This is a genomic window from Spirosoma sp. 209, from assembly GCF_002006735.1.
GTDB classification, from domain to species: domain Bacteria; phylum Bacteroidota; class Bacteroidia; order Cytophagales; family Spirosomataceae; genus Spirosoma; species Spirosoma sordidisoli.
This window is the reverse complement of the sequence record NZ_MVEC01000020.1, coordinates 59,651-76,167: the sequence shown is the minus strand read 5'-3', so window position 1 is coordinate 76,167 and position 16,517 is coordinate 59,651. Positions and strand designations below refer to the sequence as shown.

At 56.9% G+C, this 16,517-nt stretch carries 12 protein-coding genes; 5 read left to right on the top strand and 7 right to left on the bottom strand.

The genetic code is table 11. The annotated features are described in order from the left end of the window. The first annotated feature begins 49 nt into the window (after positions 1–49). Positions 50–889, top strand: a complete 840-nt coding sequence (locus B1C80_RS24310) for an SdiA-regulated domain-containing protein (protein WP_077923822.1) — start codon at positions 50–52, stop codon at positions 887–889. A 3-nt stretch (positions 890–892) separates the two neighbouring features. Here B1C80_RS24310 and B1C80_RS24305 read toward each other — a convergent pair whose 3' ends face one another. From B1C80_RS24305 to B1C80_RS24295, 3 genes are all read right to left on the bottom strand, one after another. Further along, positions 893–1,267: a hypothetical protein gene (locus B1C80_RS24305; protein ID WP_077923821.1), complete on the bottom strand. Its 375-nt coding sequence runs from the start codon at positions 1,265–1,267 to the stop codon at positions 893–895. Positions 1,268–1,387: 120 nt separating this feature from the next. Beyond that, a complete protein-coding gene (locus B1C80_RS24300; protein WP_077923820.1) occupies positions 1,388–1,750 on the bottom strand; it encodes a hypothetical protein in 363 nt (120 codons plus the stop codon). A gap of 229 nt (positions 1,751–1,979) precedes the next feature. Then, complete coding sequence (locus B1C80_RS24295; protein WP_077923819.1) at positions 1,980–2,993, bottom strand: hypothetical protein; 1,014 nt, start codon at positions 2,991–2,993, stop codon at positions 1,980–1,982. A 226-nt stretch (positions 2,994–3,219) separates the two neighbouring features. On the opposite strand from B1C80_RS24295, the gene B1C80_RS24290 reads away from it, so the two are divergent. After that, positions 3,220–4,242, top strand: a complete 1,023-nt coding sequence (locus tag B1C80_RS24290; protein ID WP_077923818.1) for an LD-carboxypeptidase — start codon at positions 3,220–3,222, stop codon at positions 4,240–4,242. A 124-nt stretch (positions 4,243–4,366) separates the two neighbouring features. Beyond that, positions 4,367–7,786, top strand: a complete 3,420-nt coding sequence (locus B1C80_RS24285; RefSeq protein ID WP_165358935.1) for a S8 family serine peptidase — start codon at positions 4,367–4,369, stop codon at positions 7,784–7,786. A 221-nt stretch (positions 7,787–8,007) separates the two neighbouring features. Here B1C80_RS24285 and B1C80_RS24280 read toward each other — a convergent pair whose 3' ends face one another. Continuing rightward, positions 8,008–10,683, bottom strand: a complete 2,676-nt coding sequence (locus tag B1C80_RS24280) for a glucosidase (protein WP_077923816.1) — start codon at positions 10,681–10,683, stop codon at positions 8,008–8,010. Between the two features lie 310 nt (positions 10,684–10,993). Between B1C80_RS24280 and B1C80_RS24275 the strand changes: the two genes are divergently transcribed. Next, entirely contained in the window at positions 10,994–11,368 is a 375-nt protein-coding gene (locus B1C80_RS24275) for a hypothetical protein (protein WP_077923815.1), read from the top strand. 16 nt (positions 11,369–11,384) lie between these two features. On the opposite strand, the gene B1C80_RS24270 is transcribed toward B1C80_RS24275, so the two are convergent. After that, positions 11,385–12,557, bottom strand: coding sequence for a serine hydrolase (locus tag B1C80_RS24270; protein ID WP_077923814.1), 1,173 nt, complete (start codon positions 12,555–12,557; stop codon positions 11,385–11,387). Between the two features lie 30 nt (positions 12,558–12,587). After that, positions 12,588–14,093, bottom strand: coding sequence for a M28 family peptidase (locus tag B1C80_RS24265; protein WP_077923813.1), 1,506 nt, complete (start codon positions 14,091–14,093; stop codon positions 12,588–12,590). 125 nt (positions 14,094–14,218) lie between these two features. Here B1C80_RS24265 and B1C80_RS24260 point away from each other — a divergent pair, with 125 nt between their 5' ends. Beyond that, positions 14,219–15,775, top strand: coding sequence for a serine hydrolase (locus tag B1C80_RS24260; RefSeq protein ID WP_077923812.1), 1,557 nt, complete (start codon positions 14,219–14,221; stop codon positions 15,773–15,775). Between the two features lie 4 nt (positions 15,776–15,779). On the opposite strand, the gene pgmB is transcribed toward B1C80_RS24260, so the two are convergent. Next, positions 15,780–16,442, bottom strand: a complete 663-nt coding sequence (pgmB, locus tag B1C80_RS24255) for a beta-phosphoglucomutase (protein ID WP_077923811.1) — start codon at positions 16,440–16,442, stop codon at positions 15,780–15,782. Between the last annotated feature and the right edge of the window lie 75 nt (positions 16,443–16,517).

The window sequence follows — 16,517 nt, the reverse complement described above, 5'->3', positions numbered from 1 at the left end:
GTGTGCAGATCGGTTAGGCACGTACCTTTGCGCCAAACCTGCATCCTGTATGAATCGCTTTTTGTTGGGAATACTGCTTGGGCTGGCTGGCTGCGGCACCTCATCGACCAAAACGGAGAACCAACCCGAGTCCGCAACCATAGCGGCCCCGTTCAAACTTCCCTACGACCTCCAATCGCCCGACGACAACGTGACGTTGCCCAAAGCGCTGGAAGAGATATCGGGTCTGACGTATTACAAGGATGGACAGCTGCTCTGCGTGCAGGATGAAGAAGCGGCAGTGTACGTCTACGATATCCGCAAAAAGAAAGTAGTCAAAGACTTTGGCTTCGGCGGATACGGCGATTTTGAAGGGATCGAATACGTGAACGGGGAGGTGTATGTACTCGAAAGTAATGGCAACCTGTTCCGGTTCAAGCCGGAGTCGACGCAGATTGGCCGCACCAAAACCGACCTGCCCGCCAAAACCGAGGTAGAAGGGCTGGGCTATGATCCTAAGACCAAACGGCTGCTACTGGCGGTCAAGAACGGGGGGAGTGCGTCGAGCGATAAAGCCGTTTACTCGTTCGATCTGCTGAACCGGGCGGTATTTAAGGATATGCAGCTAAACGACGAGCAGCTGAACGGCGCGGGCATCGATCCTAAATCCTACAAGCCCTCGGCCATTGCTGTTCACCCCATAACGGGCGAGTGGTATATCCTGACCTCGGCCGGGAAGCGGCTGGTCATTACGAATCGACAGGCCAAAATTACCTACTCGGAGTCGCTCGACCCGAAGCGGTTTCGCCAGCCCGAAGGCATCTGTTTTGCACCCAACGGCGATCTATTCATCGCGAGCGAAGGCGATGGCAAGAAAGGGTATCTGATGCGATTTGCCTACAAAAAGTAAACCCTATTGGGCCTTGAGCACCTCGGCCGTAATGGTAGTTTGCTTGCCGGTCGTGCTGACCAGCGTTACCCGCGATTGTCGGGAGCTGGCATCCAACTCCGGTACGCCCTCCTGCTCGGTATAGGTTGAGCCATCGGCTGCTTTGGCCGTAAAAACAACGTTGAACAGCTGATCGCTGGGGGCTGCGTACCGGCGGGTCGTTTTGTTGACGATATCGTAGTTGACCCGGTAGTCGTTTCCGGACTGGGTGGTCGTATTGATAACGACCTCAAAATCGGTGGCCTGAAACGGGGTAGGGGCGGGGTCGTCGCTTTTGCAGTTCCAGAGCAGACAGGTCAATAAAAGCAGGCAGAAGCGAAGGCCGAACACAGGTTTCATAACGTAAGGAGTAAACATGAACGGCTAAGATACCTGATCCGGCGATAGGACCGAAAAGCAGACTGGTTTTCTGACTAACTGGTTGCGCCAGCCACCCGGAAGCAGCTGGCGCAGCCTGGTTTAGCTTACCAGAAAATTCATCGCCTGTTTGAGGGTGCGCTCGTTACCGGTTTCGGGGTCCGTATACGACCGTTCGCCGACTTCAATGTCTACCTGTTTGCCAATCAGCTGTTTCGTGTCCAGCTCCTTGCCTTCTTCTACGGTTATACCCGCCTGCTCGAACAGGCCGACAATACTGGCCATACCCGCCTGCGACTGGTAAAACCGGTGCGAAACATACCCGTCTTCGTTTTCAAAGCGGGCGGCAAAGAAAGGCACCCCTTTGTTCTCGCTGGTACCTTCGTCGATGTGCGTGATCGTAACGCTGTGGTGCCCGTCGGCCAGCAGTGGTTTATCCTGTCCTTTTTCTACGGCAATTTTCATAACGCTGGTTGTGTTTTGTTTATATTATAAACTGCCTCTGTGTGTGATTGTTTTGCAATAGTAGCCTAACAGAGCAGGCTCATCGCTAACCGGTTCACTATGAACCAGTAGGTCATAAATCGCTGGTTTAATCGTTAGAATGGCCGATCTAACGGCACGAGCGATGGAATAACCCCGGTGCAGTCAGATTATTCACATCGGTCTCAGGCCCTTATGTGGCTATACAGAGTCACAGGCTATCGGGTCGAATGCGGGTTTTAGCGGGTTGGCGGAATGGAAGATGAAAGTTCAGGCCGGTTTCCTGTTGTCTGTCCATGAGCGCATTGATTGTCTCAACCCGGCTAAGGCCAATCTCACCGCGCCACTCGTTGACTTTGTCCCGTTCGGTTTCTGTCAGGACGTCGTCCATGTAGCCATAGCGTTTTTCCCGGCGACTGCTTTTGACGGCTACATACCAGTCATCGATCAGAGCCAGTTCATAGGGCGAAAGCTGCCCCAATGCCAGTGCGTTGAGAAGTTTAGGTTTGAGTGCCGGATAGAGTGTATCCGCAAGGGCATGGCGCTGGCTAATGGAATTGTGGTGGCTGAGAATAACGGCTCCCCAACTGCCATTACCCGTTAGCTTCTCACCAGGATAGCCGTAGGCTTTCAGAATCCTGGTGAGCCTGGCCAGCTGAATTTGACTATGCGGGGCGAACCGCTTTTCGGCATAGTGGTCCTGTCGTCTAGAACTGAAGGTAAACAAGGCACCTAGTGCTTTCCACTGATCCTTACGAAACATGGCCTGCACCTCGGCTCGAACCGCCGGGTTTATGCGTTGCTGATAGATGCCCCGTTGTGCAGGGTACTGTTTTTTGAGTTTTTTCCAGTCGGGCTGGTCGGTAAGCTGCCTGAGAAAGGCGTGCTTACGGATCTGCTTTGGTGTCATGCCCGCTGCGAAGCCCTTGTGAACGAAGCCCAGAGCCTCGCCGGGCCTGCCCAGATATAATGCCAGTTGGGCGGCTATTTTGTAGTCCCGCAGGAAGACGAAATCATAGCTGGTAAATACATTTTTGTAGGCCACCAATGCATCGTTGTACTGCTGACTGGCAATCAGGTCATGGATGCGGGCAATGCTGCGATGATATATCCTGTAATCGGGTGGGGCACACGGTATATTCTTAGGGCGCATAGCCGGGGCAGCGGTCAGGGGCTGGGCGAGCGCCAGGATAATGATAATCAGAAGCCTGTTGACATGAGCCATTGGGTATGGGGTTTGGTTACCAGCAGGATACCCGCACGGGTCGATGCGTTGTACCGTTAAGGTCTTTTAACAAAGGTGCCCGGCGAAACCAGCCGCTAATGACGGCCTGAATTGGGCTGAATCGTATTGCCGTAACCCGTCCGGAAACGGGAAAAAATCCGCGAACGATCTCTTATGCGATTTTTTGTTAGTATTATACAATGATTTCTGCAAACAACTTGTTGCCATGCTGACCCGCCGTTCTCTGCTCAAAACCACTGCGCTTGCGCCCTTTGCTACCTACGACCAAAAACCACTGGCTACTATAAAACCGGCCCGGCTCAAGCCCGGCGATACGGTGGGGCTGGTTTGTCCGGCTGCGCCGGCCTACAGCCGCGAAGAAGTACAGGTTACCCAGGAGTCGCTGGTGGCGATGGGGCTGAAAACCAGGCTGGCTCCGCACTTTTATGACCGCTACGGCTACCTGGCCGGGCGCGATGCCGACCGGGCTGCCGACGTGAATGCCATGTTTGCCGACCCGGATATCCAGATGGTCATGGCCATGCACGGCGGCTGGGGCTGCGCCCGGTTGCTGCCGCTGCTCGACTACGAACTGATCCGCCGAAACCCCAAACTACTCATTGGCTACAGCGACATTACGGCCCTCCTGCTGGGTATTCATACCAAAACCGGGCTGGCTACCATCCATGGCCCGGTAGGCTCGGCCACCTGGAATTCGTATACCGTAGACCGGTTCCGGCGCGTGATTATGGAGGGCGAACCGGTCGTGTATGAAAACCCGACCGACAAGGGCGATACGCTCGCCCAGACCGACGACCGCATCTGGACGATCCGGCCCGGTACGGCGCGTGGTCCGCTGGTGGGTGGCAATCTGACGGTGCTCTGCCACCTGCTGGGGTCTGCTTACGTACCCGACTGGCGTAATAAAATCCTGTTTATCGAAGATGTCAGCGAGGATATCTACAGTGTTGACCGAATGCTGACCCATCTGAAACTGGCCGGGGTGCTCAACCAGTTGTCGGGGCTCGTGTTCGGCAAGTGTACGCGTTGCGGTCCCGGTAGCGGGGGCTACGGGTCGCTGACGCTCGAAGACGTGCTGATCGAGCATATAGGGCCGCTGAATATTCCGGCTTTTGCCGGCGCCATGATTGGGCATATTACCGACAAGTTCACCGTACCGATCGGAATCAACGCCGATATGGACGCCGAGAAAGGCCTGATTCGTTTACTTGAGCCAGCCGTGGTGTGATACGAGTTAAAAAATTCACTTTAAACGGATTGAGTATTTTTGCTAAGTATATCCCGTAAAGTATTTTATATATTTGGGCTCTCCAACTATTGATAAAGAGCCTTCTATGAATCGGGTATGGTGCTTGTTCACTCTGTTGTTTCTGTGTTTCTCCCTCGGTGGACAGGCGCAGGATAGTAGCAAAGAGTATGTCGACGGCGAGGTATATGTCAAGCTGAAGTCAGTGAGCTCCGTTCAGCGCAAAGGGAGCAACGCGGTGAACATACAGGCCGAGTTACCGTTTATAGCCCAGCTCAGTACGCAGTTTGCCGTCGACAGGGCCGAGCGTTCGTTTTTCTTTTCTACGAATGCCGACCTGCAGCGAGTGTACCGGCTGAAACTGGCCAATCACAAACTCGTCGAAAAATTTATGGACGAGATAAAGGCGCGTCCGGATATCGAATATGTTGAGCGGGTTCCGCTCATGCGAACGAGTCTGACCCCTAACGATCCGAGCCTCAATAGCCAGTATCATCTGAGTACCATCAAGGCTTACCAGGCCTGGGATCTGAACCAGGGGTATGCAACCATTAAAGTAGCGATCTGCGACGATGCCGTGCAGATTACCCACCCTGATTTGGCGGCCAATATGCTTTCGGGGTACGATGTGGCCGACGGAGATAATAACCCTAATCCGCCGAATACATCCATGTCGCACGGGACCCACGTAGCAGGTATCGTTGGTGCCGTAACGGGCAATGGGGTAGGGGTTGCATCGATGGGGTTTAACAACATAAAACTCATTCCGGTAAAGTCATCAACCGACGCTTCGGCGGGTAGCAATGCGATTACCCATGCATACGAAGGAGTTGCCTGGGCAGCTCAGAATGGGGCAAACATCATCAACACGTCCTGGGGGGGCGGTGCTTACTCCAGTACAGCCCAGACGTTAGCCAACGACGTATTCAGCCGGGGCATAATCTGGATAGCAGCGGCCGGCAATTCCAATACAAGTTCGGTGTCCTATCCGGCCGCTTACAATAACATCATCTCGGTAGGCAGTTCTACCTCAACCGATGCGCGGAGTTCATTCAGTAACTACGGCCCCTGGGTCGATCTGTTCGCGCCCGGATCGTCGATCTACAGCACGGTGCCGACCAGCACCTATGCCACATACAGCGGAACCTCTATGGCTTCTCCGCTGGTAGCGAGCCTGTTTGGGTATATCTGGTCGGTGAAACCAGCGTTGACCAGTTCGGAGTTGATTACGCTCATAAAAAATACCTGCGATAACATAGATGCGCAGAACCCCGGTTTTTCGGGTTTGCTGGGAAGCGGTCGGATTAACGCGCTGCGGGCCGTTCAGCAAGCCTGCATAAGCTCGTCGACGGTTAGTATTACACCCTCCGGTAACCCGGTCCTCTGCGCGGGTACGCCGTTAACGCTGCGCGCCACGAGCCTGACCGGGACGCAGTCGTACCAATGGACCAGAGATGGTCAGCCGACGGGTCCCGATGCTGCTACCCTCGCCGTTACACAAACAGGCGTATATGGGTTAACGGTACAGGGTACGCAGGGCTGTCCCGTATCGGCGTCGGCAGTGAACGTGACGTTTATTCCGGCTTCGCTGAGCGTGACGACCAGTAAACGACCGCTCCTGTGCCAGACCGATTCTGTAGAACTAAGCATTCCTGTTACCTATGCCGGAACGGTACTATGGTATCGGAACGGCCTCGTGGCGAGTACGAACCGGTCGAGGCTCATGGTCAATCAGGGGGGCGATTATTCTGTTAGTCTGGAAGCCGCCGGGTTGAGCTGTACCGCTGTAAGTCCGGTTATATCGGTAACGCAGGTTGTGGTCGACCCAAACCTGTCGGCGTCGGGTAGTACGACACTTTGCCCGGGCCAGCAGACGACATTGAGTCTGGTGCCGGTAGCGGGAGCCACCTACCAGTGGCAGCGAGACAATGCCTCGTTGGCGATATCGACCCCGACGCTCACTGTTGCCGAGAGTGGTGTATATTCGGCCTCGATCAATACCGGTAACTGCGTTATTCCGTCTACCCGCAAACTGGTCCTGCAGCTGCCGGGCGCGCTTCAGATCTCAACCACGCGTCCGCCCGGTATCTGCAGTGGCGACTCGACAATTTTGCAGGCCATTGCGGTTGATGCCAGCGCGGCTGTTCGTAGCAGCCTGCCCTACACCTGGAGCCGCGATGGGCAGGTCATAACCGGCATTCATTCGGCCAGTCTTGCCTCCCGAATCACAGGTACGTATACGGTATCCGTTATCTTTCCAGGGTGTCAGATTGAGGCAACACCCGTATCAACAACCGTTGTGGCACATACCGTCACAATTGGCAGTTCGATGACCGTGGGCTGTACGGGTGGCCAGATCATGTTGAGTACCAATACACTACCTCCGGCCAGTTACCAGTGGCTCCGTAACGGTGCGGTTGTGTCGGGCGCGGTGTCATCAACCCTTGGCGCAACGCAGGCAGGTACGTACCAGGCTCGTGCTACTATCCAGAATTGCTTATTCACATCCAATCAACTGCCTCTGCAATTTCTGGATGTCAGAAGTCCGCTACCGGCAGCCTCCAGCCTGACCCTGTGCGGACTTGATCCGGCCCGCCCTTCTACCACGTCGTTGACTGCCGCAGCGACTGCCTGTCCAACCAGTATAACCCAGACCGCCACCTACAGCGGAGGAGTGGTTGGCTACGATGGCCGCTTGAAAAGCGGGAACGACCCAACGGTACAGATAAGCGGATTGGCGCAGTTGAGCCGAATTGCTGTGTCAATTACCTGGGAAAAGAAAGATGGAAATTACGAAACCAGTTGCGGCCTGCCGGCTGGCTCCGGTAATCCGTTCAATGAAGAAGTCCAGTTTCAGCTTCAGTCGCCCCAGGGCACTATCATTACGCTGGTGCCTGCCCGTACCTATGGCCTGAATACGGCCTATGCAGGTAGTATAACGACGGTTTTTCAGGATGGTGCTCCCGCTATTGTCTTTGGCTCAACCCCCAGGTCGGGTACGTTTTCACCGGCGCAGTCGCTTTCTATACTTACGGGGCAGAACCCTAACGGTGTATGGACGCTATTACCGCTGGACGACTATTCCCTGGATCCGCTTTGTGTATCCGGATTCTCGGTAACGGTTGAAACAGTGGGTAGTGTTCCGCCAGCTACACTCACCTGGTGGAGCGCACCTGCCAGCGGTACACTGCTGGAAACCGGGAGTTCGTATAGCCCGCCACTGTCGACCACTGCCAGCCAAACGGTTTATGTACAGAGCCAGTGTATGGGATATTGCCCCAGCAACCGGGTTGCGGTTACCCTCAGCCGGGATGCCATGCGTACGGTGCAGTCGGGCACCTGGTCAAATCCGGCCACCTGGTCCTGCAACCGTCTGCCAACAATTAATGATGTGGTGTTTCTGGACAATGGGCATATCGTATCGGTAGACCAGCTAAGCCAGTGGGCCAGACAACTCGTATACAGAGGGGGGACGTTACAGTTTGTAGCCACAAAAGGATCCGTGTCGTTTCCGGCTGCGAATTAGCGAATTGTCGACAGGTGATTCATACCGATGGGTATGCCGATCCTGACAAAGCTGTAGACTAATCCGCAAAATGACCGTAGGCTGGGTTCGACATGAGCGATAGGCCCTGAGATAGGGATATTCGTTGAGTCACTTGACATACGGCCCTAAAAAAGTCCTCTCCATGCATGGGGAGGACTTTTTTAGGGCCGTACGGATTCGGTTTTATACGGTTAGCCTGTTTATTTGGTAGCGGGCACAGCAACCGTTTCACTCTGGTACTTGTACCAGTACTCGATCAGGTCGGCTACCAGACCCGTCCAGCCGGTCTGGTGGTTGGCGCCCAGACCCGCTCCAACGTCGCCGTGGAAATATTCGAAGAACAGGTAAAGCTTATCGAAATGCGGGTCGGTTTGTAGTTTCTTATCGAACCCGTAGGCCGGAATACGGCCGTCGGCCCCGCGCCGGAAGAGGTTGATCAACCGCTCGGCTACCTGAACAGACGCTTCCTTGATGCTCATCACCTGACCCGAATTAGTGGGGTATTCTACCTCGAAGTCGTCGCCGTAATACTGGTAGAACTTCTGCAGGGAGTCGATGAGCAGGAAGTTAAGTGGGAACCAGACCGGACCGCGCCAGTTGGAGTTACCCCCGAACATGCTCATTTCCGACTCGGCCGGCGAGTACCGCACCTGGAAAATCTCGCTGTTCAGCTCGAACTGATACGGTGTCTGCTCGTGAAATTTCGACAGGGCGCGAATGCCAAAGTCGGACAGGAACTCCGTCTCGTCGAACATCCGCTTCATGATCATCTTCATCCGGTGACCGCGCAGCAGGCTCAGGAGGTGGGTTTCGCCCTTACCCGGCTCGTGCCAGCGCGACACCAGCGAGGCCAGGTCGGGGCGGTTGGTCAGTACCCATTCGACCCGTCGCTTGAAGTCGGGGAGTTTGGAGAGCAGTTCCTCGTCCAGAATCTCGACCGCAAAGAGCGGAATCAGCCCCACCATTGAGCGGATCTTCAGCAGGCGGGCGTTGTTGTCGGGCGTGTGAAGGACATCGTAGTAGAACTGATCGACCTCGTCCCAGAGGCTGATGTTCTGCTTGCCGAGGTTGTTCATGGCCGACGCTATGTGCAGAAAGTGCTCGAAGAACTTGCTGGCCATATCCTGATAGCTGGGGCGCGTCAGGGATATTTCGCAGGCAATCCGCAGCATGTTCAGGGTATACATGGCCATCCAGCCCGTACCGTCGGCCTGCTCGATGCGCCCACCCATCGGCAGCGGCTGGCTCCGGTCAAACACCCCGATGTTGTCGAGGCCGAGGAAGCCGCCCCCGAAAATGTTGTTGCCTTCGACGTCTTTGCGGTTCACCCACCACGTAAAGTTAAGCAGCAGCTTATGGAACACCCGCTCTAGAAAGGCCACATCGCCGGTGCCGTTCTGCTCCCGGTCAATCTCGTACACTTTCCAGGTAGCCCAGGCGTGAACCGGTGGGTTCACATCGCTGAAATTCCATTCGTAGGCGGGTATCTGACCATTGGGGTGCATGTAGTACTCCCGCAGGATAACGGCCAGCTGCCGTTTGGCGAAATCGGGGTCGAGCCGCGCCAGGGTGAGCGTATGAAACGCCAGATCCCAGGCCGCAAACCAGGGGTATTCCCACTTGTCGGGCATACTCAGGATATTGGCCGTGTACATATGCCGCCAGCTCTCGTTGCGCGCATAGACCCGCCCCTGAAACGGTACCGGCATCTTGGGGTCACCCTTGAGCCACTCGTTGACGTTATAGTAATAAAACTGCTTGTTCCAGAGCATACCGGCGTAGGCCTGTCGCTGAATCGTAAGCAGTTCGGGATCGGTTACGTTGGTTTGCAGGCTGGCGTAAAACGCATCGGCTTCGGCCAGGCGCTGGTTCCAGATGTCGTCGAAGTCGGCAAAGGGCTGGCCCATCAGCGTCTGGTCGCTGAAGCGCAGCCGTACGCTGATGCTCTCGCCGGGCGGTATCTGCCGGGTATACTGAGCCGACGCTTTCGTGCCGATCTGGTTGGGGTTGATAAAGTTTTTCTTCCCGCCCGACGTAATGTAATTGTTGATCCCGTCTTTGGGGTACTTGGCTACATTGGGCCGGCCGTAGAGCCGCTCGGTATTGGTGTCGTTGTCGCAGAACAGCAGCGCGTCGGCGTCTTCGCAGTAGAGTTTATACTTCCCCAGCTGCTTGTGGTTCACCTCGATCTGGTTGTTGGCGATCCCGTTCATCATGGGCCGGGCGTTGTACTGCTCGTAACCCCAGGACCAGGTGTTGCGAAACCAGATCGTGGGCAGCATCGTTAGCGGAGCTGTCTGGGCAGATCGGTTGTGGGCGGTAATTTTTACCAGCCAGTCGTTCTGATCGGCTTTGGCGTATTCGATGAAAATATCGAAGTACTCATCCTGCTCAAAAACCCCGGTATCGATCAGTTCATATTCGGGCTGCTGTCGGTTTCGGCGGGCGGTTTCGATGACCAGGCGGTTGTAGGGGAACTCCTGCTGCGGATACTTGTAAAGCATCTTCATGTAGGAGTGCGTGGGGGTACTGTCGAGGTAATAATACAGCTCCTTTACGTCTTCGCCGTGGTTACCCTCGGGCCCCGACAGGCCAAACAACCGCTCTTTGAGGATATTGTCTTTATGATTCCAGAACGCCAGAGCGAAGCAGATATGACCTTTGTTATCGGAAATGCCGCCGATGCCTTCTTCGCCCCAGCGGTAGGCGCGGGAGCGGGCCATATCGTGGGTTACGTAGTTCCAGGCGTCGCCGTAGGGGCTGTAGTCTTCACGGACAGTACCCCAGGCCCGCTCGGATAAATACGGTCCCCATTTTTTCCACCCTTTGTTGTCGGCTCGTTCGTACAGACGTTCGCGTTCGGCTATTGTGGTCATAAGTGATCTGTTAATGTCAGGCGGGTAAGCGCAGGCTCGCTGATGAATCAGCCGTCAAAGATAGTATGCATGCTGACTTAATAATTGAAAATTTCATGCGTATACGGGTTGCGAACCGCTTGTATGCCAGTAAAATGCGCCAAAAAGGCTCTCCATGACCGTTCGCTCAATACGGGTACTGGTCGTGTTACCCTCGGCCGGTTCGATACCGACAAAGGGATGCTGAGTTGATCAGACAGCTATTCCTAAACCTCCAAACCCATTGTGCCGGCCCTGGTAGGGGCCGGCACAATGACTACTCGTTACGTCTATGACTGGTAAAATCACACTCCTCTGTCTACTACTGACCAGCCTGAGCCTGACTGGCTATGCGCAGACCCTGACCGCGGGCTCCTACACGGAAAAAAACCGACTGGCGGGCTATGCCGCACCGGCCGAACCATCGGGCATTTTCTGGATGACCGAAACCAACCGCAAGCCATCGCCCTATACGATTGTACGCTTCTACGATGAAACCAACCAGCTGATCTACGAAGAAAAACTGCCGGGGCGTTGTCTGAACATTTACCGGAAACGGGTGGTGCGTCAACTCAACCGAGCCCGCGTCGACATCGGCCGCCAGTGGGCGCTGAAGCAGCAAATCCGCCCGGACGATTTCCTGGTAGCCAGCTACTTACGTCGATAACCCGCCGATCGTACCGTTACGGCTGTACCGCAGCCAGTACCCGTTTGATCAGCTCGTTCGGACTGCCGTTATGCCAGCGCCACACAATAACGATATCGTGTTCGGGGTCGACCCAGACGGTGTTCGACCCCGCGCCAAGGGCTGCAAAGCTGGTGGTCGGTGCGTCGGGCCAGGGCTTTTTGCCGCCGGCTGCGTTGCCCGTATTCAGCCACCACAGGTAGCCGTAGTCGGGGCCAACGGCGTTGCCGGTAGTAGCCTGCCTGACCCAGTCGGCCGAAATAATCTGCCGGTTCTGCCAGCGTCCCTGCCGCCCGTAGAGGTAGCCGAACCGGGCCAGATCGCGGGCGCTGATGCGTAGGCCACCCCCCCAGCGGGTACCGCCACTCACCGAGGGCATGGACTGGCCATCCACGTCGGCTACGGCCGTAGGATAGGGGATGTACTGCCAGGTGTCCGACGCGCCGATGGGGTTCATGATCTCATCGCGCACTACCTCAGGGATCGGCTTTTTCCAGAGCCGCAGCAGCGAAAGCGCCATGCGGTTGATCCGTACGTCGTTATACTCGTAATAGGTGCCGGGTTTTTGCAGGGTGCGGGGCTTGCGTTCTCCGCGGCCAAACGCTTCCTTGCCAATAAAATCGCTGTTTTTACCCCAGAGACTGCCTTCCCACTCGGTTGTTTGGCGGAGGTGCTGCTCCCAGGTTACGGCCCGGTTCTGTTCCGAATCATAGCCGCCATCGTGAATCAGCGTCGAGACCGGCTCGAAAATGTCCGGGATCAGGCCCCGCTCGTGGCTGATGCCTACCACCGTCGACAGCACGCTTTTGGCTACGCTGTATGTTGGGTCAACGCTGCGGGTGTCGCCCCATTCGGCCACGATGTAGCCGTGGCGGAGAATGATGCCGTTCGTGGCTGCCCGGCTGGTGGGCATTGGCCCGAGGAGCTTCCCGAAGATCTCTTCCTGGGTCGAGAAATCCGGTTTCATCTGGGTGGTTTCCTGCGTTTTGGCGAAGGCCACGGCTGCGTCGAGCAACGCAGGGTTCATGCCTGCTTTTTCGGGCGTTATTGTGGCCCAGTTATCGCCTTTGGGCGGATAGTATACTGCCGAGGACGAAACGGGGCGCTGGCAGGCAACCACCAGCCACAACAGCAACGCGGCAACCAGTGGGCGGGAATAGAGATGCGTCATGCGCGTAGAGAAAGGTTTGTTGTGAGCCGTTTATCGTTCCAGCTTGAAATTCGGGTCGAGCCGGACGCGGGTCGGGCGATTGGCAATGTCCCAGCCGGTGAGGTACATCCAGCGGGCTATGTTGGTCACTTTGCCGGTGTCGATGCGCTCGGGTTCGTCTTTGGGGGTATGATAGTCGGGGTGGAGCAGGCTCGTAAACGCGATGGCGGGGATATTGGCCCGGGCGTAGGGCAGGTGGTCACTCCGGAAATACCAGCCTTCGGGGTGCTCTGGTTTGTCCCAGAGCGTGTCGAGTTTGAACCGGGTGTTGGCCTGGTTGGCGGCCAGAGCGGCACTGACCAGGTCGGTCGAGTTACGGTGGGGTGGCTGCTGACCCAGAATACAGGCACTGTCGGGGGCGTTACGGCCGATCATTTCGGCGTTCAGCACCGCCACGATCGACCCGCGCGGCACGGTAGGCTTGTCCACGTAATAGCGCGAACCGAGCAGCCCCCGTTCTTCGGCGCCGTGGAACACAAACAGCGCCGAGCGTTTGGCGGGTTGTTTGACAAACGCTCTCGCAATGGCCATCGTGGCAACGCAGCCGCTGGCGTTATCGTCGGCACCGTTCCAGATCGAATCGCCCGCTACCGCCCGCCGAACGCCGTCGTGGTCCTGGTGGGTGCTGAACAGGATGTGCTCGTTAGCCAGCGTTGGGTCGGTACCGGCTACTTTGGCGACGATGTTGACCGACGGGTAGCTGAAACTCTCCACGTTGACCACGTTGGTAAACTGCTGGTTGGGTTGTTTGATCCAGTCGATGGCGCTGGCCGGTAACCAGACCGTTGGCGCCTGGGTAAATATGCGCGTGTTGGGCCCGCCGGGCAGATCGTATCGGCCGCGTTCCAGCCCCGTTGTCCAGCGCTCGAAATACGACTGGGCCTGCTCGTTAGATACCCACACCACCGCCACGGCACCCGCCTTCACGAGTTCGGCCGCCCGCCGGGTCATGGTGCCGAACAAAAACCGACGGTAGCTCAGCTCGGCCGGGCCGGTTCCCGAAAACAGGATCGCTACGGCCTTGCCTTTAATATCGACATTGGCCATCTCGCCCGGCGAACCCGTACCGACGAAGACGAGGGGGGCATCGACCGAGGCAATAGCCGGCGCCAGCAGAAAGGCGTCCTGGCCGTGGGTGAGCTGTCGACTGCCAATGGCGAGCCGGCTGGTTTCGGTGATGCGGGTGCGCTGGATGTGAAAGAACTGGAAAAACGTACCGTCGTCGCCGGCGGGTTGCAGGCCCATGGCGCGGAGTTGTTCGGCAATCCAGACCGAGGCTTTCAGCTCATCGAGCGAGCCGGCCTCGCGACCCCGAAAATGATCGCCCCCCAGGGCAAACAGGTCGCGTTTGATGTCTGCTTCGCGGATGGCAGCGGCTCCGGCGGGTGAAGCGGATCGGGCTTTGGACTGAGCATGGATACCGGATGGACTGGCCAGGTTGATGCAGGCACTCAGGGCCGCCAGCAGCAGGGTTCGTTGACTGTACAGGTGAATCATTGTCAGGATGTATTGGGCACAAACAGGATGAAAAGCAAAGCTAATGGCCTGGCGCTGATGATTGGTGCCAATCCGTAAAATACTGGTCGATCTCTGTGTATATTGGCTCTTCAATCCTCCCCTCTATGAAACTCGCCCTGTTGTGTACCCTCCTCATCGGCAGCCACTGCCTGATGGCCCAGTCAAAAACCCGGCAGGCCGACCCGGTCGTGGCCTACGACACCTACGTACAGCAGGCCGTGCGCGACTGGCACGTTCCGGGCCTCACCGTTACGGTGGTGAAAGATGGAAAGGTGCTGCTCAAGAAAGGCTACGGCGTTCGGGAGCTCAACAAAGCGGAGCCCGTCAATACGCAGACGCTTTTTGCCATGGCGTCGACCACCAAAGCCATGACGGCGGCCTGTCTCGGCATGCTCGTCGACGAAGGCAAACTCCACTGGGACGATCCGGTCCTCAATTACCTGCCTGATTTTCAGCTGTACGATCCGGCCGTTACGCGCGAGTTGCGGGTGCGCGACCTGCTGACCCATAACACCGGCGTTGGGAATGCCGATCTGCTCTGGACCATTATGCAGATTCCGTCCGATGAGATTCTGCATCGGATGCGGCTGGTCAAACCGGTATACTCGCTGCGGTCGGGGTTTATTTACCAGAATATCATGTATCTGGCTGCCGGCAAAGTGGTGGAGAAAGTGAGCGGCCAGCCCTGGGAAACGTTTATCCGGCAGCGTATTTTCGAACCGTTGGGTATGACCCGCACCAAAGCGCTGTTTCGGGAGGTGACCGACCCCAACCGGGCCTGGCCACACGTAGCGGTAAACGATACGGTCCGGGTCGTTAAAAACAAACGCGAAGAGGGCGCCGTCGACGCGGTAGGGCCGGCCGGGTCGGTCTGGTCGTGTTCCGACGATCTGGCCCTCTGGATGCAGTGTATGCTCGATTCGGGCCGGTATCGGTCAGGACAGACCGAAGCCCGTCAGTTGCTCAAACCCGCCACCTGGGCCGAGCTGTTCAAGCCGCAGGTAATTGTGACCGATGCCCAGTTTTACCCCTCGCAGGTGCTGACCAAACCGACCTGGAAAACCTACGCCCTGGGCTGGTTCCAGCACGACTACCGGGGCCACCGGGTCAACTTCCATACCGGGAGCCTGACGGGCATGGTCGCCATGCATGCCCAGCTTCCCGACCAGAAACTGGCTGTTTACATACAGGGCAACCTCGATCATGCCGAACTGCGCCACGCGCTCATGTACCGCGCGTTCGATCAGTTTGCGTTGGGGATCAGCCGCGACTGGAACGCCGATCTCTACAAGCTGTACAGCGATATACAGCTGCGCCGGAAAGCGGCCGAGCGCCGGGTCGACAGCCTGCGCGTCAGGAATACAAAACCATCGCTGCCGCTCACGGCCTATGCCGGGCAGTATACGGACCCGCTCTATGGCAAGGTCAGCGTGAGCGTGCAGGATGGTAAACTCGTCTTTTCGGCCAACGACGTGATGACCGGCCGGCTCGATCACTGGCATTACGACACGTTCCGGCTGACCTACAGCAACTTCTGGGAGGGAACCGACGCGGTAGGCTTCGTGCTCGATGCGCGGGGGAGCGTGGCCCGGCTAAGCTGGGCTGGTACCGAATTGCTCAAAACGCCCGAGCCGACCGGCAAGGGCGTAGCTGAGCGCTAGCGGTTTACGGCCGCGCATTGGCTTTGGTCAGCACCTCGTCGACCGTCAGTACGTCGAGCGAAGGGGCTACCAGATCGGCCTGCGTCAGCACCTCCGGCGACCCCAGACCAACCACGAACATGCCGCCCCGTTTGCCCGCTTCTACCCCGGCTACGGCGTCTTCGAAAACCACGCATTCGGCCGGACGAACTTCCAGCTCGGCCGCGCCTTTGGTAAATACTTCCGGGTCGGGTTTGCCCTTGCTGATCTTGTTGCCGTCGATGACCGCGTCGAACACCGCCGACATACCGATGCGCTCCAGAATGAGCGGAGCGTTTTTACTGACCGATCCCAGGGCCGTTTGCAGGCCCGCTTTGCGAACCTGCGAGAAAAATGTAGCCACGCCGGGCAGGATGTCCTCGGCGGTCATGCGGCTGACCAGATCCAGGTACCAGTTGTTTTTCTGGGAAGCCAGTTCCAGCTTTTCCTCATCGGGTAAGGTCAGGCCACCGTGGGCCAGTATAATATCCAGCGACTCGGTGCGGCTGACGCCCTTGAGCCGTTCGTTAAACTCTTCCGAAATGTCGAAGCCCAGTTCATTGGCCAGTCGTTTCCAGGCCTGATAGTGGTATACGGCTGTGTCGACAATGACGCCGTCTAGATCGAATAAAAAAGCCTTGATGGGCATAGCGTTTCAGGTTGTAGTAAGTCGTAAAAGTAGGGCCTTTTAACGAAAGCGTAGACTTCTTCGATAAGGCTGAGC

Coding starts and splice junctions, on each gene's coding strand:
- B1C80_RS24300 (WP_077923820.1), bottom strand. CDS start 1,750: ATGAAAATTGCCGTAGAAAAAGGACAGGATAAACCACTGCTGGCCGAC.
- pgmB (WP_077923811.1), bottom strand. CDS start 16,442: ATGCCCATCAAGGCTTTTTTATTCGATCTAGACGGCGTCATTGTCGAC.
- B1C80_RS24270 (WP_077923814.1), bottom strand. CDS start 12,557: ATGACGCATCTCTATTCCCGCCCACTGGTTGCCGCGTTGCTGTTGTGG.
- B1C80_RS24310 (WP_077923822.1), top strand. CDS start 50: ATGAATCGCTTTTTGTTGGGAATACTGCTTGGGCTGGCTGGCTGCGGC.
- B1C80_RS24275 (WP_077923815.1), top strand. CDS start 10,994: ATGACTGGTAAAATCACACTCCTCTGTCTACTACTGACCAGCCTGAGC.
- B1C80_RS24290 (WP_077923818.1), top strand. CDS start 3,220: ATGCTGACCCGCCGTTCTCTGCTCAAAACCACTGCGCTTGCGCCCTTT.
- B1C80_RS24265 (WP_077923813.1), bottom strand. CDS start 14,093: ATGATTCACCTGTACAGTCAACGAACCCTGCTGCTGGCGGCCCTGAGT.
- B1C80_RS24280 (WP_077923816.1), bottom strand. CDS start 10,683: ATGACCACAATAGCCGAACGCGAACGTCTGTACGAACGAGCCGACAAC.
- B1C80_RS24260 (WP_077923812.1), top strand. CDS start 14,219: ATGAAACTCGCCCTGTTGTGTACCCTCCTCATCGGCAGCCACTGCCTG.
- B1C80_RS24295 (WP_077923819.1), bottom strand. CDS start 2,993: ATGGCTCATGTCAACAGGCTTCTGATTATCATTATCCTGGCGCTCGCC.
- B1C80_RS24305 (WP_077923821.1), bottom strand. CDS start 1,267: ATGAAACCTGTGTTCGGCCTTCGCTTCTGCCTGCTTTTATTGACCTGT.